Annotated in this window: 18 protein-coding genes and 2 tRNA genes; 10 read left to right on the forward strand and 10 right to left on the reverse strand. The window is 72.2% G+C overall.

Annotated features, from left to right (window positions below; translation table 11 throughout):
* Positions 1-24: 24 nt before the first annotated feature.
* The 7 genes from ACIPPM_RS11870 (at position 25) to ACIPPM_RS11900 (ending at position 5,147) form a co-directional block, all read left to right on the forward strand.
* Positions 25-972 carry a D-2-hydroxyacid dehydrogenase gene (locus tag ACIPPM_RS11870; RefSeq protein WP_401446023.1) on the forward strand — a complete coding sequence of 316 codons (948 nt, stop codon included), beginning with the start codon at positions 25-27 and terminating at the stop codon, positions 970-972.
* Positions 973-1,037: 65 nt separating this feature from the next.
* Positions 1,038-1,967 carry an ectoine/hydroxyectoine ABC transporter substrate-binding protein EhuB gene (gene ehuB / locus ACIPPM_RS11875; protein ID WP_401446026.1) on the forward strand — a complete coding sequence of 310 codons (930 nt, stop codon included), beginning with the start codon at positions 1,038-1,040 and terminating at the stop codon, positions 1,965-1,967.
* The gene (gene ehuC / locus ACIPPM_RS11880; RefSeq protein WP_401446029.1) at positions 1,964-2,608 is read left to right on the forward strand and encodes an ectoine/hydroxyectoine ABC transporter permease subunit EhuC; all 645 of its coding nucleotides are present in this window, start codon (positions 1,964-1,966) and stop codon (positions 2,606-2,608) included. The genes ehuB and ehuC overlap by 4 nt, the downstream gene beginning before the upstream one ends.
* A complete protein-coding gene (gene ehuD, locus ACIPPM_RS11885; RefSeq protein ID WP_401446031.1) occupies positions 2,605-3,255 on the forward strand; it encodes an ectoine/hydroxyectoine ABC transporter permease subunit EhuD in 651 nt (216 codons plus the stop codon). The genes ehuC and ehuD overlap by 4 nt, the downstream gene beginning before the upstream one ends.
* A complete protein-coding gene (ehuA, locus tag ACIPPM_RS11890) occupies positions 3,245-4,018 on the forward strand; it encodes an ectoine/hydroxyectoine ABC transporter ATP-binding protein EhuA (RefSeq protein WP_401446033.1) in 774 nt (257 codons plus the stop codon). The genes ehuD and ehuA overlap by 11 nt, the downstream gene beginning before the upstream one ends.
* A 217-nt stretch (positions 4,019-4,235) precedes the next feature.
* Positions 4,236-4,994, forward strand: coding sequence for an IclR family transcriptional regulator (locus tag ACIPPM_RS11895; protein ID WP_401446035.1), 759 nt, complete (start codon positions 4,236-4,238; stop codon positions 4,992-4,994).
* 79 nt (positions 4,995-5,073) lie between these two features.
* A tRNA-Lys gene (locus ACIPPM_RS11900) sits at positions 5,074-5,147 on the forward strand.
* A gap of 49 nt (positions 5,148-5,196) precedes the next feature.
* On the opposite strand, the gene ACIPPM_RS11905 is transcribed toward ACIPPM_RS11900, so the two are convergent.
* The 4 genes from ACIPPM_RS11905 to ACIPPM_RS11920 form a co-directional block, all read right to left on the reverse strand.
* Complete coding sequence (locus ACIPPM_RS11905; protein WP_401446456.1) at positions 5,197-5,604, reverse strand: DUF3592 domain-containing protein; 408 nt, start codon at positions 5,602-5,604, stop codon at positions 5,197-5,199.
* Between the two features lie 117 nt (positions 5,605-5,721).
* On the reverse strand, positions 5,722-6,336 hold the full coding sequence (locus tag ACIPPM_RS11910; RefSeq protein WP_401446038.1) for a lytic polysaccharide monooxygenase: 615 nt from the start codon (positions 6,334-6,336) through the stop codon (positions 5,722-5,724).
* A gap of 133 nt (positions 6,337-6,469) precedes the next feature.
* Positions 6,470-7,594: an SPFH domain-containing protein gene (locus tag ACIPPM_RS11915; protein ID WP_401446040.1), complete on the reverse strand. Its 1,125-nt coding sequence runs from the start codon at positions 7,592-7,594 to the stop codon at positions 6,470-6,472.
* Positions 7,595-7,680: 86 nt separating this feature from the next.
* The gene (locus ACIPPM_RS11920; RefSeq protein WP_401446042.1) at positions 7,681-8,976 is read right to left on the reverse strand and encodes a peptidoglycan-binding protein; all 1,296 of its coding nucleotides are present in this window, start codon (positions 8,974-8,976) and stop codon (positions 7,681-7,683) included.
* Between the two features lie 185 nt (positions 8,977-9,161).
* Between ACIPPM_RS11920 and ACIPPM_RS11925 the strand changes: the two genes are divergently transcribed.
* The 3 genes from ACIPPM_RS11925 to ACIPPM_RS11935 all read left to right on the forward strand — a co-directional run bounded on the left by ACIPPM_RS11925 (position 9,162) and on the right by ACIPPM_RS11935 (position 13,408).
* Positions 9,162-9,235, forward strand: a tRNA-Lys gene (locus ACIPPM_RS11925).
* Between the two features lie 364 nt (positions 9,236-9,599).
* Positions 9,600-11,477 (forward strand): glycosyltransferase family 2 protein, encoded by a 1,878-nt coding sequence (locus ACIPPM_RS11930; protein WP_401446044.1) that lies wholly within the window; start codon positions 9,600-9,602, stop codon positions 11,475-11,477.
* Positions 11,474-13,408, forward strand: a complete 1,935-nt coding sequence (locus ACIPPM_RS11935; protein ID WP_401446047.1) for a galactose oxidase-like domain-containing protein — start codon at positions 11,474-11,476, stop codon at positions 13,406-13,408. The genes ACIPPM_RS11930 and ACIPPM_RS11935 overlap by 4 nt, the downstream gene beginning before the upstream one ends.
* Before the next feature lie 24 nt (positions 13,409-13,432).
* Here the strand turns inward: ACIPPM_RS11935 and ACIPPM_RS11940 are convergent, their stop codons facing one another.
* The 6 genes from ACIPPM_RS11940 to ACIPPM_RS11965 form a co-directional block, all read right to left on the reverse strand.
* Positions 13,433-14,437, reverse strand: a complete 1,005-nt coding sequence (locus ACIPPM_RS11940) for a glycoside hydrolase family 6 protein (protein WP_401446049.1) — start codon at positions 14,435-14,437, stop codon at positions 13,433-13,435.
* 106 nt (positions 14,438-14,543) lie between these two features.
* Entirely contained in the window at positions 14,544-15,203 is a 660-nt protein-coding gene (locus ACIPPM_RS11945; protein ID WP_401446052.1) for a class F sortase, read from the reverse strand.
* A gap of 12 nt (positions 15,204-15,215) precedes the next feature.
* On the reverse strand, positions 15,216-15,851 hold the full coding sequence (locus tag ACIPPM_RS11950; protein WP_401446054.1) for a hypothetical protein: 636 nt from the start codon (positions 15,849-15,851) through the stop codon (positions 15,216-15,218).
* A 117-nt stretch (positions 15,852-15,968) separates the two neighbouring features.
* The gene (locus tag ACIPPM_RS11955; RefSeq protein WP_388994084.1) at positions 15,969-16,748 is read right to left on the reverse strand and encodes an HAD-IIA family hydrolase; all 780 of its coding nucleotides are present in this window, start codon (positions 16,746-16,748) and stop codon (positions 15,969-15,971) included.
* A 144-nt stretch (positions 16,749-16,892) separates the two neighbouring features.
* A complete protein-coding gene (locus tag ACIPPM_RS11960; protein WP_401446057.1) occupies positions 16,893-17,975 on the reverse strand; it encodes a hypothetical protein in 1,083 nt (360 codons plus the stop codon).
* A 108-nt stretch (positions 17,976-18,083) separates the two neighbouring features.
* Positions 18,084-19,214: an ROK family protein gene (locus ACIPPM_RS11965; RefSeq protein ID WP_401446060.1), complete on the reverse strand. Its 1,131-nt coding sequence runs from the start codon at positions 19,212-19,214 to the stop codon at positions 18,084-18,086.
* Positions 19,215-19,220 lie beyond the last annotated feature (6 nt).

The following is a 19,220-nucleotide window of genomic DNA, read 5'->3' on the forward strand; positions in this document are numbered from 1 at the left end:
CGGGAGACGGGAGGTGTCGGGCCGATGACCATCCCCACCCTGCTGGTCCTGGACGCCGATCCGCCGCCGAGGCTGGGCAGGCTCACCGGCCGGGCCCGGGTGCTGCACACCGACGAGGCGGGTCTGGCCGCGCTGCTGCCGGAGGCGGACGCGCTGCTGGTGTGGGACTTCCGCTCGCGGGCGGTACGCGCCGCCTGGCCCGGTGAGGGGCGGCGCCCGGCCTGGGTGCACACGGCGAGCGCGGGCGTGGACCATCTGCTCTGCCCCGAACTGGCCGCCTCCGAAACGGTGGTGACCAACGCGCGCGGTGTCTTCGACCAGCCGATGGCCGAGTACGTGGCCGCGCTGGTACTGGCCGCCGCCAAGGACCTCCCCCGCACGGTGGATCTCCAGCGGGACCGCGTCTGGCGGCACCGGGAGACCCGCCGGGTGGCGGGCACCCGTGCCTGTGTGGTCGGCTCCGGGCCGATCGGCCGGGCCATCGCCGCCACGCTGAAGGCACTCGGGGTGACGCCCGCGCTGGTGGGCCGGGTGCCGCGGACCGGCGTGCACGGCCCGGCCGACCTGGACCGGCTGATCGCCCGCGCGGACTGGGTGATCGCCGCCGCCCCGCTGACCGAGCAGACGCGTGGCATGTTCGACGCGCACCGCTTCGGCGTGATGCAGCCCTCGGCGGTCTTCGTCAACGTCGGCCGGGGCGAACTGGTGGACGAGGCCGCGCTCACCGAGGCGCTGCGCAGACGCTGGATCGCGGGCGCCGCGCTGGACGTCTTCACCACCGAACCCCTGCCCGCCGACAGCCCGTTGTGGGACCTTCCCGGCCTGCTCGCCTCCCCGCACATGAGCGGCGACACGGTCGGCTGGCGGGACGAACTGGGCGCGCAGTTCGTGGACCTGTACGAGCGCTGGGCGGCCGGAAGAGATCTGGTCAACGTGGTGGACAAGAAGCGCGGTTACGTCCCCGGACACTGAACTCCCCAGCGTGTGGCGGGAAATCGGCGCGCATGACCCGTGCGGGCCTGGGTAGCGGCGCCGCCATGGCTTCTCGACTTGGCAAGGACACGGAAAGAATCCGGCCGCCGGTGCCCCTGAGAGACAGACGGGCGGTGCTGTTGGGGGCGCTGGCACTGGGCGGGGTGGGTGCGCTGGGGGCGTCGGGGTGTACGCGGGTGGCGGCCGCGTCCGGCGAGAAGGGCGGCGACCTGCTGGACCGGCTGCGCGCCCAGGGTGTCGTGCGGCTGGGGATCGCCGGTGAGGTGCCCTTCGGGTTCATCGACCGGGACGGGAAGCTCACCGGGGAGGCGCCCGAACTCGCCAGGGTGATCTTCAAGCGGCTCGGGGTGGAGCGGGTGCAGCCGGTGCCGACGGAGTTCGGCTCGCTCATACCCGGCCTGAACTCCCAGCAGTTCGACGTGGTGGCCGCCGGGATGTACGTCAACGCCGAGCGCTGCCGCCAGGTCATCTTCGCCGACCCGGACTACCAGATGAAGGACGCCTTCATCGTCCGCAAGGGCAACCCCGAGGGCCTGCGCTCCTACCGGGACGTGGTGGAGAAGAAGGCCGGGTTCGCCACCGGCGCGGGATACGCCGAGATCCAGTACGCCGTGGACGCGGGCTACAAGGAGTCCGACATCCTCATCGTGCCCGACCAGGTCGCCGGGCTGAACGCGGTGGAGGCCGGGCGGGTCGACGTGTTCGCCGGTACGGCGCTCACCACCCGCGAGGTCGTGAAGAAGTCCCGGAAGGCCGAGTCCACCGAGCCGTTCGCGCCACTGGTGAAGGGCGAACCACACGTCGACGGGGGCGCGTTCGCGTTCCGGCCGGTCGAGACCCGGCTGCGGGACGCCTTCAACACCGAACTGCGCGAGCTGAAGCGGACCGGTGAACTGCTGCGCATCCTCGCGCCGTTCGGGTTCACCGCGGCCGAGATGACGGACCTCACCGCGAAGGAGCTGTGCGGCGGATGACCTCGGGACTGTGGGAACTCGTCCTCCGGGGCGTCTGGACGACCGTCCAACTCCTCGTGCTGAGCGGGCTGCTGGCGACGGCGGTGTCCTTCGCCGTCGGCATCGCGCGCACCTACCGGAGCCGCCTCGTGCGCTTCCTCGCGGGCCTGTACACCGAGGTGTTCCGCGGCACCTCGGCGCTGGTGATGATCTTCTGGGTGTTCTTCGTGCTGCCCATCGCCTTCGGCTGGCAGCTGGTGCCGCTGTGGGCGGGCACGCTGGCGCTCGGGCTGACGTACGGCGCGTACGGGTCGGAGATCGTGCGCGGCGCCCTGAACGCGGTCGACCCGGCCCAGCGCGAGGGCGGGATCGCGCTCGGCTTCACCCCCTGGCAGCGGCTCAGGCTGATCCTGCTGCCGCAGGCGGTGCCGGAGATGATCCCGCCCTTCTCCAACCTGCTGATCGAGCTGCTCAAGGGCACCGCGCTGGTGTCGGTGATGGGCATGGGCGACCTTGCCTTCAGCGCCAACCTGGTGCGGCTCGCCCTCCAGCAGAGCGCGGAGATCTACACGTACGTGCTGCTCGTCTACTTCGTGATCGCGTTCGGGCTGACCCGGCTGATGCGGTCGCTGGAGAAGCGGCTGAAGGGTGGTGCCGCGTGACGTGGGACTGGAACGCCGTGAGCGACTTCATGCCGTACTTCTGGCGGGGTCTGCTGGTCACGCTCCAGGTGGTGGCGCTCGGCTCGCTGCTGTCGTTCTCGCTGGGGCTGGGGTGGGCGCTGCTGATGCGGGTGCCCTCGCGCTGGGTGCGCTGGCCGGTGGGCGTGGTCACCGAGTTCGTGCGGGACACCCCGCTGCTGGTGCAGCTCTTCTTCCTGTTCTACGTGCTGCCCGAGTGGGGCGTGACCTTCTCGGCGCTGACCACCGGTGTCTTCGCCATCGGGCTGCACTACTCGACGTACACCATGCAGGTCTACCGGGCCGGGATCGAGGCCGTGCCGGTCGGCCAGTGGGAGGCGGCGACCGCGCTGAGCCTGCCCCGGCGGCGGATCTGGACCGCGGTGATCCTGCCGCAGGCCCTGCGCCGGGTGATCCCGGCACTCGGCAACTACGTGATCTCCATGCTGAAGGACACCCCGATGCTGATGGTGATCACCGTGCTGGAGATGCTCGGCCGGGCCCGGCTGTTCTCGCAGTCGAACTTCCAGTTCACCGAGCCGCTGACCGTGATCGGCGTGGCCTTCATCGTCCTTTCCTACCTGGCCTCCCTTCTTCTGCGAGCACTGGAGCGACGCCTTGTCCGCTGACATCACCCTGCCGAAGCAGCACCAGTCCGGTGAGCTGATCCGGCTGGAGCGGGTCACCAAGCGCTTCGGCGCGAACACCGTGCTCGACCGGCTGGACTTCGCCGTGGACGCGGGCAGACACGTGACCTTGATCGGCCCCTCCGGGTCGGGCAAGACCACGATCCTGCGGCTGCTGATGACCCTCACCGAGCCGGACGAGGGCACCATCACGGTGGACGGCCAGGCCCTGTTCCCGGCGCCGGAGAAGCAGGTCCGGGAGGTGCGGAAGAAGATCGGGATGGTCTTCCAGCACTTCAACCTGTTCCCGAACATGTCCGTGCTGCGCAACATCACCGAGGCGCCGGTCCAGGTGCTCGGGCTGTCGAAGGACGAGGCGGAGGCGCGGGCCCGCGAGCTGCTGGAGCTGGTCGGGCTCTCCGACAAGCTCGACGCCCGGCCCACCCGGCTCTCCGGCGGCCAGCAGCAGCGGGTCGCGATCGCGCGGGCGCTGGCGATGCGGCCGCGGGTGCTGCTGCTGGACGAGGTGACCAGCGCGCTCGACCCGGAGCTGGTCGCGGGCGTGCTGGACGTGCTGCGGGACATCGCGCGCGGCACCGACATCACCATGCTCTGCGTCACCCACGAGATGGGCTTCGCGCGGGACATCTCCGACCAGGTGCTGATGTTCGACCAGGGACGCGTGGTGGAGTCAGGGCCGCCGGACAAGATCTTCGGCGACCCGGAGCAGGAGCGGACGCGGGAATTCCTCAGCGCGGTGCTGTAGCGGCCGGGCGCGGAGGAGGGTGAAGGCGGGAAGCCGAGGTCCAGGCACTGGATGATGCCTCGGGCATATGCCAGCGGGTCGCCTCCGCAGCTCGGAGGGGCGTCGGCGGCCCTCGGATCTCGTCAACACCCCCTCCCCGCCCGCTGCTCGGCCGCTACCGTGGAAGCGATCCGCCGACCGGATCTCGCGGCCCAGGAAGCGAGCGCAGGGGGAAACCGTGGCGCTGATGCACGAGCCGACCGCCCCGTACCACTCGGCCCAGGACGCGCTGCGCGTGCTGGAGTCCGTGGCCCGCCACCCCGCCGGGGTCGCCGGTACCGGGCTGGCCCGCGAGGCCGGTCTGGACTCCGGGCGGCTGACCGCCCTGCTGCGCATGCTGCGCCGCGAGGGGTACGTCGAGCGGACCGCCGACGGCGCCTACGTCACCGGCGACACCCTGCGCCGCCTCACCTCGGCCCACGGCCACGAGCGCGCCCTGCGCGAGAAGCTCCAGCACACCCTGGACCGGCTGCGCGACTCGGTCGGCGCGGCCGTCTACATCAGCCGGTACGAGGACGGCGAGGTCCAGGTCACCCAGTACGCGGCCGGACCGGGCGCCCCCGCGGTCAACGAGTGGGTCGACTTCCGCTCCTCCGCGCACGCCACCGCCGTCGGCAAGAGCCTGCTGACCCAGCTGGACCACGACGCCCGGCGCGACCACCTCTCCCGGCACCGGATGGCCCGGCTCACCTCGCGCACGATCACCAGCGACAAGCTGCTGCTCTCCCGGCTGGAGTCCCAGTCGCCCACGGTCCCCGTGCTGGACCTCCAGGAGTACGCGGTCGGCACGGTGTGCGCGGCCGTCCCGATCACCGCCGGAGCCTCCGTGGGCTGTCTGGCCGTGTCCCTGCCGGTGGAGCGGGCGCACCGGCTGCGCCAGGCCGCGGACGCCCTCAACCGGCACGCGGCCCCGGTCCTGCTCTCGCTCACCCTGTAAGAGGTGGTCCGGAGCACCCCCGGGGACCAGGTAGTATTTTCTCTGTCGCCAGCCGCGAGAAGCGGAAGGCGAGAGTCACGCGCCGCTAGCTCAGTTGGTTAGAGCAGCTGACTCTTAATCAGCGGGTCCGGGGTTCGAGTCCCTGGCGGCGCACATCTGCTGAGGGGCGGGTCGGGAAACCGATCCGCCCCTCAGCGTTTTCCTACAGGGCCGAATGCGCCGACACGGCGAAGAGCACGCAGCCCACGGCCATCGCCCCGAGGAAGGCGACCAGCACCCCGGTGCCGAGGATCAGCCGCCCCCGGGACGGCTCGAGCGCGGTGGCCCACTGCGGCCGCTCCGCCAGATAGCGCACCACCACATGGTCGCCCGCCACCACGGTAGAGTCGCCCCCGACCTCGTCGAACCGGAACCGCCGGCCCTCGCGGGTGGTGAACTCGTAGACGTGGTGGAGCGTGCTGCGTACGGCGGCGTCGTTGCCGCCGCTGGTCTTCATGTACGTGTTGAGGCAGCGCCCCTCGGCGGTCAGGCCGTGGGCCCACGTCCGGCTGGTGCGCAGGGCGCGGCGGATCACCTGGACCGCACCGAAGACACACCCGGTCAAGATCACTCCGGGCACTAGGTAGAGAAACGCGTCCATCAGGCCCCCTGGGTCGGCACGCCGCTCCGGTGGACCGGCGTGCCGTGAACGTACCCATGGGACAGGGCGGTTGGCCTCAAGCGAAGCTCAGAATGTGACGTCCGAGCAGGCGTAGAAGGCGTTCGTGGTGTCGGCCACGTTCCACACCGCGAGGATCATGTGGTGGCCGGTCAGCCCCCGGGGCAGGGTGCCGCTGTGGCTGAGCGTGGACGGCGGGCGCTGGCCGTTGTACGGCACCGAGAGGAACGGGGTCAGGTTGAGGTCGGACCGGGCGAGGGCGTGGTTCTGGTTCCAGCCCTGCTTGGTGACGTAGTAGGTGAAGTCGCTGGTGGCGTGCATGGCGGTGAACTGCCAGCGGAAGGTGTACGACTGGCCGCCGGTGACCCGGGTGGTGGGCCACGCGCCGCCGCCGGGGGTGTTCGGGGCGTTGAGCTGGCCGAAGCGGCTGTTGCCGCCGCCGCACAGCTGGCCGTCGCCGGGGCCGGAGCCGGGGAAGCCCTTGGGGCCCTCGACGCTCTGCGGCTCCCACTGGATGTCGCCGCAGTTGGCCACGGAGCCGTTCTGGCAGAGCTTCTGCCGACTGACGGGGAGGTCGGTGTAGCCGTGGCCGCTGGCGCCGCCGGTGGAGAGTACGAACGCGCCGGCCGTGGCCATGCCGAGCACGGCCGCGGACAACGCTGACAACCTGGTCCTGGTACGCATGCTGCCGCTCCTGGGGAACGTCGTGGGGGAAGGTTCACTGAGCCGCGCTGTGCGGTGACGGTGCGATAGGTCCAGACCAAGTGTCAGATTATTACCGGGAGTTGAACGTGTCCATACCATCCGGCGGCACGCGTCAGGCCGGTTCCGCGCGGGCCGAGCAGAACGCCACCGTCAGATCCCGGACCAGCGCCTTGCGCTCGTAGTCGTCCAGCTCGACCAGCCCGCGCGTGGTGAGCCGGGTGACGGTGTCCTCGACCGAGTCCACCACCGAGCTGAGCATGGTGGCCCGCTGCTGGGCGTCCAGCGCGGCGATCCGGCGCCGGTGCATGGCGGCGGCGACCTCGGGCGCGTACTCCACCCGGACCGGCTGCACGGAGAACACCTCCACCCCGACCGGCGCCACGTCCGCCGCCACCAGCCGGGTCAGCGCGTCCCCGGCCGCGTCGGCCCCGCTGCGCGCCCCGCCGGGCAGCTCCACCGGGACCCGGGCGAGCGCGGCCTCCACGCATTCGCGCAGGTAGGTCTCGTGCTCCTCGATGCCGAGCAGCGCCCGCGCGGTGTCCCGCACCCGCCACACCACCAGCACCACCACCCGCAGCGCCACCCCGTTCGCGTCGGCCGCGGGCACCGCGCCGCTGCGCCAGTGCCGCAGCCGCACATCGGCCCGGCGCCGCCGCAGCAGCGGGTTGATCCACAGCAGGCCGGTACGCCGGACCGTCCCCCGGTAGCGGCCGAAGAGGCCCAGCACCCAGGCCCGGCCGGTGCGCCCGCGCGCCAGCCCCCCGAAGCCGAACAGCCCCAGCGTCCCGGCGCCCGCGTACGCCGCCCACTGCGCGGCACCGAGCCCCGCGCCGGGGTGCGGGCCGAGCAGCTCCCCGGGCAGCACCCCGGCCCACCAGGTGGTGGCCAGGCATCCGGCGACCCCGCCGAGCCCGGCCACCACCCCGGCCGCGCCGGGCAGCACCCGCGCGGGACGTTCCTGGAGTTCCGGGTCGGGGCGCAGCTCGGGCCGTCTGCGGACGGGGGCCGGACGGCCGAGCCGGGGGTGTTCGCCGGTGCCCTGCCGACGGTTCACCACGGCGGGCCGCCGCGCCTCGGCGGCGGGGGCGGGCTCGTCACGGAAGAGCAGATGGACGGGGATCTCGGTGGTCGCCTCGTTGTGGATCAGCCGGGGCGACCGGACGGCCGTCCCCGCGCCGCCCGGCAGGCTCTCCGGGTGTTCCTCGGGCTCATGGGTGTGTGATGTGGTCGTGCTCATGGGTGCCTCCAGCCTCCGCGCCGGGTGCGTCATGACAAGGGATGCGGGGTCCCGCGCCGACTCGGGACCCAGGGTGACCGGGCGTCTCAGCCGAACAGGCGGCGCCAGGTCTCGGGGCCCGGATAGCCGTCCGCCGCTCCGCCGCGCCAGCCCTGGGCGCGCTGGAAGGCTTCCACGGCCCGCCGGTCCGCCTCGCTCCAGCGCGGTCCGGGCCCGGTGGCGTAGAACCTGCCGAATCCTTTCTTCACCAGTTGCCGCCCCAGCTGGGTGACAGAGGGGTTGTTCGCGCCCGGCCGGAAACGGTCCTTGCCGGGGAAGGCGGGCACCCCGCCGGGGTTCGCCTTCCCGCCGGGGGCGATGTCCTTGCCGCCACCGGTGACCAGCAGTTCCCAGGTGCGCGGGCCGGGCAGCCCGTCTGCGTCGGCGCCGGTCCAGCCCTGGGCCTTCTGGAACGCCTGGGTGGCGCGCCGGTCGGCCTCGCCCCAGACCGGGCCGGGTCCCGTCGCGTAGTAGGAGCCGCCGCCCCTGGTCACCAGCATCTCGCCGAGCTGGGTGACGTACTTGTTGTTCGCGCCGGGCCCGAAGTACTTGGTGCCGGGGAAGGGCACCGGGGCGGTCGTCGGCTCGGCGCCCGCAGTCCCCGCGGTCACGCCCTTGTAGCGGTAGGGGACGTACTTGGTGGTGTTGTTCCAGTAGGGGTAGGGCGTGCTCTGGCGGCGGGTGTGCGGGGGCGTCTGCTCGTACGCCGTGTAGGCGGTGTGGGTGTAGTCGGTCCAGCCGCCGAAGAGCACGACGTGCGAGCCGCCCTGGGGGTCGGCGGGGTTGTGGAAGAGCAGGATGTCGCCGGGCTGGAGTTCCTCCTTGGTGATCTTCACCGCGAACTGGCCCAGGCTGCCCGTCCACTCGTTGGAGAGCAGCCCCCAGGCCATGGAGACATAGCCCGAGCAGTCCTGGCGGTACCCGTCCGACCAGAACTTGGTCATGCTGTACGGCACCTGCGCGGTGACCCACAGCTTGGCCCGGTTGATGATCGCCGTCCGGGTGGTGGCCGGGGTCTTGGCCTGGGGCCGGGCGGGTGAGCCGGCCGGGCCGTGCAGGGGTGCGGTGCCGCCCTGCGGGGTCGCGGAGTCCCCGTCCGCCGCCGGGGCGCCGGGGCGGTGCGGGGCCGCGTGCGGGGGCGGCGCCTGGGTGAGCGCACCGGCCGCGGGGACGGCGCCGAGGACGGCGGACGCGGCGGCGGCCACGACCACCGCGCCCCGGGCGGCCGGGCGGCCCCCGGTACGGGCGGACGACGGGCGGGGGGCGAGCCGCCGCCACCGGACGCAGCCGAGGCACTCGCAGTCGCTCACCGGATCGAACTCCTCGAACACCGGAGCGGTCATGCGATCTGCCTCACATTCGGGGTGGATATGTCCGCGTGTGTGCACGTTGATCAGTCTCACAACTGTCCGCGTGACGCGCATGTTGACGGTCCGAATGGTGCACACGCCCCCGCCGGGCGCCGTCCGGGCGATCGGAGGTGGCGTGGAGCACCCCGGTGGGTCCTGTAGAGTTTTCCCGTCAGCAAGCGCCGCTAGCTCAGTTGGTTAGAGCAGCTGACTCTTAATCAGCGGGTCCGGGGTTCGAGTCCCTGGCGGCGCACAGACAACGAGCAGGCCCCCCGTGCGAACGGGGGGCCTGCTTGCGTTTCCCGTCACCGCAATGAACGGTTTTGACCGGTAAACAGCATGTTTCGCATCTTGCGATCATGCTCGTCGGCGTAGAACCCTGTTGTCCACGATGCCGTGGAAGCGCGGCAGTTGGGGGGAAGTGCCGGTCGCGGACCGCGCCCAGGGGGGCATCTCGCGTCGCGACCGGAGCATCGCCGTTCCCTGCCCTGCTCACGGTGAGTCAGGGCGTGGTCACGGCCGTATGCCTTGAAGTCGCCCGCGACGGCCTGGGGAGGTCCGTCGCGGGCGGAAGGACTGACGAAACACGCGCTGACCCGCGTGTGGGGGGATGACTCATGACGGACGCTCCGTCACGGACCGCAAGACCGAGAACCATCGCGCACCGGCCCGGCCGGGCCGCGGAGAGCCTGCCGAGATACGACTACGAGCACTACAGCAGGCTCGCGGGCCCGCTCACCCAGCCGCCCGCCGACGAGCCCTACACCGTGCGCTACCGCTCGCTGCTCTCGCAGGAGCCGCACCGGATTCGCGCCGCGCTCATGCTGGGCGCCGCCCCGCTGCTCTCGCTCGTCCTGCTGGCCTGGCTGCTCCAGCCGGAGCACTGGACCGAGCGGGACTACCCGGCGTACGGCTTCCTGCCCGCGCTGGACACCGTCATGCTGGTCTCGATCGGCCTGATCGAGTTCTTCCGCTGCCTGAACGTGCTGTCCAACGCGCACGCCACCCTCGTCGCCCGCGACCCGGTGCCGGTGGTGCCCGAGGCCGGGACCCGCGTGGCGTTCCTGACCTCCTTCGTGCCCGGCAAGGAGCCGCTGGAGATGGTCACCCGGACCCTGGAGGCGGCTGTCCGGCTGCGGCACCGGGGCCTGCTGCACGTCTGGCTGCTGGACGAGGGCGACGACCCGGCCGTCAAGGAGGTCTGCGCCCGGCTCGGTGTCCGCCACTTCAGCCGCAAGGGCGTGGCGAGGTGGAACCAGCCCTCGGGCCCGCACCGCGCACGGACCAAGCACGGCAACTACAACGCCTGGCTGGACGCGCACGGCGACGGCTACGACTTCTTCGCCTCCGTCGACACCGACCACGTGCCCCTTCCCAACTACCTGGAGCGGATGCTCGGCTGGTTCCGGGACCCGGACGTCGGCTTCGTCATCGGCCCGCAGGTGTACGGCAACTACGACACGTTCGTCACCAAGGCCGCCGAGTCGCAGCAGTTCCTCTTCCACGCGCTGATCCAGCGCGCCGGGAACCGCTACGGCGCCCCGATGTTCGTCGGCACCTCCAACGCGGTGCGGATCAGCGCGCTCAAGCAGATCGGCGGGCTGTACGACTCGATCACCGAGGACATGGCGACCGGCTTCGAGATGCACCGCGCCACGAACCCGGCCACCGGCCGCAAGTGGCGGTCGGTGTACACCCCGGACGTGCTCGCGGTGGGCGAGGGCCCGAACGCCTGGACCGACTTCTTCACCCAGCAGCTGCGCTGGTCGCGGGGCACCTACGAGACGATCCTCAAGCAGTACGGGAAGGGCCTGTTCACCCTGCCGCCGGGCAAGCTCCTCAACTACACCCTGATGATCGTCTTCTACCCGATGTCCGCCCTCAACTGGATTCTGGCCGCCCTGAGTTGCGCGCTGTTCCTGGGCCTGGGCGCCTCGGGCGTGAACATCGACCCCACCGTGTGGCTGATGCTGTACGGCAACGCCTCCGCGCTCCAGATCGGCCTGTACATCTGGAACCGGCGGCACAACGTCTCCCCGCACGAGCCGGAGGGGTCCGGCGGCATCGCGGGCATGATGATGTCGGCGCTGTCCGCGCCGGTGTACGCCCGCTCGCTGCTGGACGCGGTGCTGCGCCGCAAGAGCGGGTTCGTGGTGACCCCCAAGGGCGACTCGGCCAGCCCGGACACGCTGTTCGGGACGTTCCGCATCCACTGGTTCTTCATCGCGGTCTTCGCGGGCTCCCTCACCGCGGGCTTCACGCTGGGCCACGCCCACCCCGCGATGATCACCTGGGCGGTCTTCGCGCTGCTGATCACGGCTTCGCCGATCCTGGTGTGGGGCTGGTCGCTGCGGGGCGAGCGGGCGCCGGGCGCGGCCCACGAGCCCGTACCGGAACAGCCGCCCGCGCCACGTGTCCCGGTGCAGCGCACGGCACGTGACAGCGAGCAGACCCTGCGGATCGCCGTCGGCGGGCTCGGAGGGCGTGACGAATGAGGCAGCTCACCGGCCGCCGCCGCGCCCGCCGACTGGGGATGGGCGCCGTGGTGGTCCTCGCGCTGGCCGGGATGAACGGGCCGTGGCTGTACCGCTTCAGCACCGAGCGGTACCACCAGTACAAGATCGACAAGCCGGAGTACAAGGCCGCCAACGGCCGCTGGGAGGTCGTGGAGTTCCCCGCGGAGTACCGCCAGGACACCATCCACGCGGCGCTGCTGCGGACGGGCAAGGTGCTGCTGGTGGCGGGGTCGGGCAACAAGCAGGAGAACTTCGACGCGAAGCGGTTCGACACCCGGCTCTGGGACCCGGTCAAGGGCACGATCAAGAAGATCCCCACCCCCAAGGACCTCTTCTGCACCGGCCACACCCAGCTCGCCGACGGCCGGCTACTGATCGCGGGCGGCACCAAGCGGTACGAGAAGCTCAAGGGCGACGTCACCAAGGCGGGCGGTCTGATGATCGTCCACAACGAGGACCCGGACCGCCCCGTCACCTTGCCCGCGGGCACCCGCTTCACCGGGAAGAGCAACGGCCGCACCTTCGTCTCCAAGGACCCGGTGCTGGTCCCGCGCGCCAGGAAGGTCTTCGACCGCGCGGGCCGCTATCTGCGCAACGACCCCGGTCTCGGCCGGATCTACGTCGAGGCGCAGCGCAGCGGCACCCGGTACGAGACCGGCACCCAGGACAACTACCGGGTGCGCGGGCTCACCGGCGCCGAGGCGCGCAACACGTACGGCATCGCGCAGAAGCTGGCGCTCGACAAGAAGGACTTCCAGGGGATTCGCGACGCCTTCGAGTTCGATCCGGTGGCCGAGCGGTACATCAAGGTCGACCCGATGAACGAGGCCCGCTGGTACCCGACGCTCACCACCCTGTCGGACGGCAAGGTGCTCAGCGTCTCCGGCCTGGACGACATCGGCCAGTTGGTGCCGGGCAAGAACGAGGTCTTCGACCCGGCGACGAAGAAGTGGGCGTACACCCCGAAGGTCCGGCAGTTCCCGACCTATCCGGCGCTATTCCTGATGCAGAACGGCAAGGTCTTCTACTCGGGCTCCAACGCGGGGTACGGGCCGGACGACGTGGGGCGCAAGCCCGGCGTCTGGGACGTGGGCAGCAACGAGTTCACCGAGCTGCCCGGGCTGAGCGATCCCGACCGGCTGGAGACCTCGGGCACGGTGCTGCTGCCTCCGGCGCAGGACGAACGGTTCCTGGTGATCGGCGGGGGCGGGGTCGGCGAGTCCGCGCTGTCCAGCAGGAAGACCCGGCTCATCGACCTCAGGGCGCGGACTCCGCGCTTCGTGGACGGGCCTTCGCTGGAGAAGGGCACCCGGTATCCGCAGGCTTCGGTGCTGCCCGACGACACCGTGCTGGTGTCGGGCGGTTCGGAGGACTACCGGGGGCGCGGTGACTCCGACATCCTCCAGGCGCGGATCTACCACCCGGACAGTGACCGCTTCACCCGGGTCGCCGATCCGCTGGTGGGGCGGAACTACCACTCCGGGTCGATCCTGCTGCCGGACGGGCGGGTGATGTTCTTCGGCTCCGACCCGCTGTACGGGGATCGGGCGAACACCAGGCCGGGCAGCTTCGAGCAGCGGATCGAGATCTACATCCCGCCCTACCTGTACCGGGGCTCCCGGCCCTCGCTGGGCGCGGGGCCGCAGAGCATCGCGCGGGGCGGGTCGGGGACGTTCGTCTCGCAGCACGCGCCGAGCATCCGCAAGGTGCGGCTGATCCGGCCGAGCGCGGCCACGCATGTGACGGACGTGGACCAGCGGTCGATCGCGCTGGACTTCAGTGTCTCGGGCGACCGGATCACCGTGCGGGTGCCGGGGAACCGGAACCTGGTGCAGTCGGGCTGGTACATGCTGTTCGTGGACGACGACCAGGGGACGCCGTCCAAGGCCCGGTGGGTACGGGTCCCCTAGGGGGACTAGGGGGTCCGGGGGGACCTAGGGGGTCTGGGGGGTCAGCTTCAGGGCGTACTCCGGCCACCAGGCCCCCGCCCTCGGGCCGCCCTTGCATTCGCCGTCCGACTCCCCCGGGCGTTTCACCCACAGGTAGGCGTCGACCAGGGGGTCGGCCGTCTTCGTGGTCGGGGGTTGGCCCAGGGCGCGGCCCGGCGGGTTGCACCAGCGCTCCTCGGGGGCGCCCCCGGTGTACGGGCCGTTGCCGTTGCGGCTGGTGTCGATGACGAAGTGCTTGCCGCCGACCTCGGCGGCAAGCCGCTTGCCGTACGCGATGGAGTCCTCGGTGGAGTAGAAGTTGGAGACGTTGACGGCGAACCCGTCGGCGTCCGCCACGCCCGCCGACTTCAACGGCTGGAAGATCTGGTCGGGTTGGCCCCAGCCCGCGTTGCCCGCGTCCAGGTACACCTTGGTGTTCTTCAGGGAGGTGAGCGTGGCGACCGCGCCCCTGAGGAGGTCGTAGCGCTCCTCGTGGAACTCCGCGGGTGTGCAGCCGTCCACCAGGTGGAGCAGGGCGTCCGGTTCCAGGACGACGGTGGCGGCCCGGTCCCCGATGCCGCGCGCCACTCCGCCGATCCAGGCCCGGTACGCGGCTCCGTCGGCCGCGCCTCCTCGCGAGTACTGGCCGCAGTCGCGGTGCGGGATGTCGTAGAGCACCAGCAGGGCGGTACGGCCGGCCCGCGCGGCGGCCTCGGTGTACCCGCGCGCCTCCCGCTCCGGGTTCTCCGGGCCGATCCACTCCCCCACGGGCTGCTCGGCGATCCGCCGTATCCGCGCGGCCTCGGTCTTCTTCCCGGCCTTCTCGTAGGCGGCGACCTGGCGGGCGGCGTTGCCATCGGGGTTGACCCAGTAGGGGTCGGCGGACGCGGGCCGCCGGGTGACCGGCGCTCCCCCGGCACCTTCCTCACGGCCTCCCGATGAGCACCCGGCCGTCAGCAGCGCCGCCCCCAGCAGCACCACGGACGCCCGGGTCCCCCAGTTCTCGAACATGCGATTCCCCCCTGGGCGCATTGGTTCCCGAGGGCCAATCCTGGCATACCGGCCGTGCCGGACATGGGAGTACGCGGAAGCCAACGCCTTTGACGGTCAGGGGTGTTCAGGCTCCCGTGCCGGTGAGGTACGCGGAGACGACCACGTTGGCCGTGTAGGTGCGGCTCGTGCGGTCGTAGGTGCCGCCGCAGGTGATCAGGCGGAGTTCGGCGCGGCCGGGGTGGCGGGTGCCGTAGGCGCGTTCGGCGTCGAAGTGGTCGGCGGGGAGGACCTCGACGTCGTCGATGGTGAACCGGGCGACCTTGCCGTCCGCGCGGACCACCCGGACGGTCTCGCCGGGTTCGAGGGTGCTGAGCCGGTAGAAGACGGCGGGCCGGGTCTCGGTGTCGACATGGCCGACGAGCAGCGCGGTGCCGGCCGCGCCGGGTGTGGTCCCGGCGCCGTACCAGCCGACCACCCCCGGCTGGTCGAAGGGCGGCGGGTCGATACCGCCCCGGCTGTCCAGGCCGCGCTTCACCACGGGTGCCTGGACGGCGAGTTGGGGGATGTCGACGCGTTGCGGGACGGAGTCGGACAGCGGGGTCGCCGGGGCGGGCAGGGTGATGCCGCCGAGTCCGGCCACATCGCCGTGCGCGGTGGAGCCGGGGTTCTCCGGCAGCCCGGTCGCGTCCCGTCCCCAGAGCCAGAGTCCGAGCAGCAGCACGCCCCAGGCCACGACCGTGATCAGGCGGCCGGTGGCGGTGGTGTGCCCTCGCTCCTCGGACATTCCGGCTCCCGCTCAGCCGTTCTTCCGGCTCCGCCGGGATCGGAGCGCCCCGACCGTGACCGCCGTACAGCCGGCGAGGGCCAGCCCGGTCAGGGCCTGGGCGGCGCCGGGGCCGGAGCCGGTGGGGGCCACGGTGGCGAACAGGGTGCTGGTGTCGGCCCCTCCACCGGCCGCCGTACCGCCGCCGCCCGCGTGGACCGGAGCGACGGGGGACGGCCCGGTGTCGGGCTCGTCACCGGAACCGGAACCGGAGCCGGGGCCCGAGTCGGAGCCGGAGCCGGTGTCGGGGCGCGTGCCGTGCCCGGACTCGTCGACGCTGATCCGGCCGGTGAACGAGTAGTCGGCGCAGGTGATCCGCACGTCGTAGGCGCCCGCCTTGAGCGAGGTGCGGACGCGGGTCTCCCCGGAGAGGTCGCCCTGCCCGCCGGTCAGCCGGGCGTCCGAGACGAACGCGCTCGAGACCGCCGTGCCCTGCGACGCCGTGCAGCCGCGCACCCGCAGCGACACATCGGTACCGGGGACCGGGATGGCCGGGGCCACGGTGAGCCCACCGGTGCCGTGCGAGTCGCCGTCCGCCGCGTGGGCCACCGGCGTGAACGCGGCGGCGACGAGGATTCCAGTACAGAGAGTGAGGCGAAGTGAGCCCATCGTGAACCTCCAGATACTGGGAGGTTCCCCCGTCCGGTGCGCCTCCGCATCCGCACAGGGCGTCCGGTTGCTCCGTACGGGTGGGACCGGGTTTGAAGGTGGCGGTAAACCCGCAGCTCAGACCAGGTCCACCAGGTCGGCGATGGAGTCGACGACCTTGGACGGACGGAACGGGTAGCGGTCGATCTCGTCTGCCTGGGTGACCCCGGTGAGCACCAGGAAGGTGCGCATCCCGGCCTCCAGTCCCGCGAGGACGTCGGTGTCCATGCGGTCGCCGATCATCGCGGAGGTCTCCGAGTGGGCGCCGAGCACATTGAGTCCGGCGCGCATCATCAGCGGGTTGGGCTTGCCGACGAAGTACGGCTTCTTCTTGGTCGCGGCGGTGATCAGCGCGGCGACCGAGCCGGTGGCGGGCAACGCGCCCTCGGTGGAGGGGCCGACGTTGTCCGGGTTGGTGGCGATGAACCGGGCACCGTCGTTGATCAGCCGGACCGCCTTGGTCATGGCCTCGAAGGAGTACGTCCGGGTCTCGCCCAGGATCACGAAGTCGGGGTCGTGGTCGGTGAGGATGTAGCCGACGTCGTGCAGCGCGGTGGTCAGCCCGGCCTCGCCGATGACGTACGCGCTGCCGCCGGGCCGCTGCTCGTCCACGAACTGGGCGGTGGCCATCGCGGAGGTCCAGATGTTCTCCACCGGCACGTCCAGGCCCAGCCTGGTCAGCCGCGCGTGCAGATCGCGGGCGGTGTAGATGGAGTTGTTCGTCAGCACCAGGAACGGCCGCTCCGCCTCGCGCAGCTTCTTCAGGAACGCGTCGGCGCCGGGGATCGGCACACCCTCGTGGATCAGCACCCCGTCCATGTCGGTGAGCCATGACTCGATGGGCCTGCGGTCTGCCATGCGTACGTCCTCCTGCGAGCGCTGCCGACGGCTGACGGGTCCAGGGTAGTGAGGTGGGAGGGGTTGCGGGGGTGGGGGGTGGGTGTGGGGCGCGGCGTCGGGTCGGGTGGCGGAACCGGTGCCGGGTTCGGGTGTCCGGCGAGGTCAGGGGCGTCTGCGCGTCAGCAGCAGGGCGGTGGCGCCGAGGACGACGAGGAGGGCCGCGACCGCCGCGAGGAGGCCACGCGGGAGGGCCTGGCCGGTGCGGGCGAGTTCGGCGGGCTGCTGGTCGGGGTCGTCGACATCGGCGTCGCCGTCGGCGTCCGGGTCGGGGTCGACGGGGGCCAGGGGGGCGGTGGTGGCGGACTCCGTGGCGGACGGCTCCTCGGCGGCCGGGGTGACGCCCGCTTCCGTGGTGTCGGGGGCCCGGGAGGGGCTGACCGGGGTGCCGTCGGGTTCGTCCGGGTCGGCGGTGTCGCCGGGCTCGTCGGTGGAGGCCGGCCGGACAGGCTCGTCGGTACCCACCGGACGGGCGGGCTCGTCGGTGTCGGCCGGACGGGCCGGGCGACTGGACCCGCTCGTTTCGTCCGGCGGTACGGGGCCCTGCGAGCGGCCGGGATCGCGCTGCTCGTCCGGGCGGCGTGCGGGTTCCTCGCCGTCGATGTCGAAGACGTAGTCCTCGGATTCCCCCACCCATTCCCCGTCCTGGCCGCGCCGCTGGACCAGGGCCGCCTTGGCGGTGACGTGGTCGGCGAAGGCGTCGGAGGTGATCATCAGACGGAGTTTGACGGTGACGGTCTTGCCGGGCGCCACCGTGTACCCGGCGAAACCGTCGGCCCCGACCACGCCGACCAGTTCCTGCTGGTCGGTGCTCTCCAGCCGGACCGGGCGGCGCTTGTGGCCGTCGTAGAAGTCGAGTTTGGCCTGGGACGGCCGCAGCAGCCGCTCGTCGTCGACGAGGACCACGACCGGGTGGACCCCGGCGCACGCCTGCGACCCGGAGTTGACGAGGTCGATGTACCAGGTCCCGGGCGCCCCACCCGCCTCGTAGGTGGCGGGACCGCCGTGGACACGGGTGTCGAGCGGGAAGGAACCGTCGTCGCCCGCCGTGCACGGGACCACCGCGGCCGCGGGCGACACGGGCGCGAGCGCGGTGACGGCGACGAGACAGAGCGAGGCGGGTACGGCGGCGGACGCGGAGGCGCGGGACCGGGACAGGCACGACGACAGGGCCGAGGACAATCGCATGAACACATGAACATGCCGGAAGCCCGTCCCCCGCCACCGCACCGCTCCGTCCCGCCCCGCATCTCCGCCCGATCAGTGGACCCGGGCTGCGCCAACCGGCAGGCCCGCTCAGCCGCCCGCGCGCCCGAACACCGGCGCCAGCAGCGACTGCCCCGCCCCCACGGCCACCACCCGCTCCCCGCCCGGCGCCAGCCGGACCGGGACCGTCTCGCCGGGCAGCCCCTCGCGCCGGGCCCGCGCGGCGAGAATCCCGGAGACCCCCCGGACGTAGACCTCCGGCGCCGACGCGATGGTCCGCCCGCCGAGCAGCACCCGGTCGATGTCCAGCAGCCCCGCCAGATTCCCCGCCCCGACCCCCAGCACCCGCGCCGCCTCCGCGGTCTCACCCCGGCCGACGGCCGCCAGGCACAGCGCCTCCAGGCACCCCCGGTCCCCGCACTCGCACGGCGGTCCGTCCAGCTGGATCACCTGGTGCCCGAACTCCCCGGCCCCCGTGCGCGCCCCCCGGTGCACATGGCCGCCTATCACCAGACCGGCGCCGAGACCCGTACCGAGGTGCAGATAGGCGAACGACCCCCGTTCGCCGCCCGCGGCCAGTCCGAGCGCCGCCGCGTTGGTGTCCTTGTCGACGACCACCGGCACCCCGAGCCGCCCGGCGAGCGCGTCCCGCAGCGCGAACCCCTCCCACTCCGGGAAGCCGGTCACCCGGTGCAGCACCCCGCCGACGTGGTCCAGCGGGCCCGGCAGCGCGACCCCGACCCCGAGCAGCGTCCCGGCGTCCGCGAGACCGTGCCCCAGCACCTCGGTGACCAGCGCGGTCACCTCGTCCGCGACCAGCGCGAGCACCGTCTCCGCGCCGCCGCCGAGGCCGACCGCACCGCGCCGTTCCCCCACCACGGTGCCGTTCAGATCGAGCAGCACCACCCGCGACTCGTCCCGGTCCAGGTGCACGCCCACCGCGTGCCCGGCCTCGGGGACCAGCCGCAGCACGGTGCGCGGCTTGCCGCCGGTGGAGGCCCGGCGGCCGGCCTCGGCGGCGAAGCCGTCCTCCCGCAGCCGCGCGGTGATCTTGCTGACGGCCTGCGGGGTGAGGCCCGTGCGCTCGGCGAGTTCCAGCCTGCTGATGCCGTCCGGCCCGGCGCCGCGCAGCAGATCGAGCACGAGTGCGGTGTTGTGCGACCGCACCGCGAGCAGATTCGCCCCCGCCGGGTCGCGCCCCGTCCTGTCAGTCCTGTTCACGGGTCC

Source organism: Streptomyces sp. NPDC090119 (assembly GCF_044747085.1).
GTDB lineage: Bacteria > Actinomycetota > Actinomycetes > Streptomycetales > Streptomycetaceae > Streptomyces.

Coding starts and splice junctions, on each gene's coding strand:
- ACIPPM_RS11935 (WP_401446047.1), top strand. CDS start 11,474: ATGAGGCAGCTCACCGGCCGCCGCCGCGCCCGCCGACTGGGGATGGGC.
- ACIPPM_RS11920 (WP_401446042.1), bottom strand. CDS start 8,976: ATGACCGCTCCGGTGTTCGAGGAGTTCGATCCGGTGAGCGACTGCGAG.
- ACIPPM_RS11950 (WP_401446054.1), bottom strand. CDS start 15,851: ATGGGCTCACTTCGCCTCACTCTCTGTACTGGAATCCTCGTCGCCGCC.
- ACIPPM_RS11930 (WP_401446044.1), top strand. CDS start 9,600: ATGACGGACGCTCCGTCACGGACCGCAAGACCGAGAACCATCGCGCAC.
- ehuC (WP_401446029.1), top strand. CDS start 1,964: ATGACCTCGGGACTGTGGGAACTCGTCCTCCGGGGCGTCTGGACGACC.
- ACIPPM_RS11945 (WP_401446052.1), bottom strand. CDS start 15,203: ATGTCCGAGGAGCGAGGGCACACCACCGCCACCGGCCGCCTGATCACG.
- ACIPPM_RS11940 (WP_401446049.1), bottom strand. CDS start 14,437: ATGTTCGAGAACTGGGGGACCCGGGCGTCCGTGGTGCTGCTGGGGGCG.
- ehuB (WP_401446026.1), top strand. CDS start 1,038: ATGGCTTCTCGACTTGGCAAGGACACGGAAAGAATCCGGCCGCCGGTG.
- ACIPPM_RS11955 (WP_388994084.1), bottom strand. CDS start 16,748: ATGGCAGACCGCAGGCCCATCGAGTCATGGCTCACCGACATGGACGGG.
- ACIPPM_RS11960 (WP_401446057.1), bottom strand. CDS start 17,975: ATGCGATTGTCCTCGGCCCTGTCGTCGTGCCTGTCCCGGTCCCGCGCC.
- ACIPPM_RS11910 (WP_401446038.1), bottom strand. CDS start 6,336: ATGCGTACCAGGACCAGGTTGTCAGCGTTGTCCGCGGCCGTGCTCGGC.
- ACIPPM_RS11915 (WP_401446040.1), bottom strand. CDS start 7,594: ATGAGCACGACCACATCACACACCCATGAGCCCGAGGAACACCCGGAG.
- ACIPPM_RS11870 (WP_401446023.1), top strand. CDS start 25: ATGACCATCCCCACCCTGCTGGTCCTGGACGCCGATCCGCCGCCGAGG.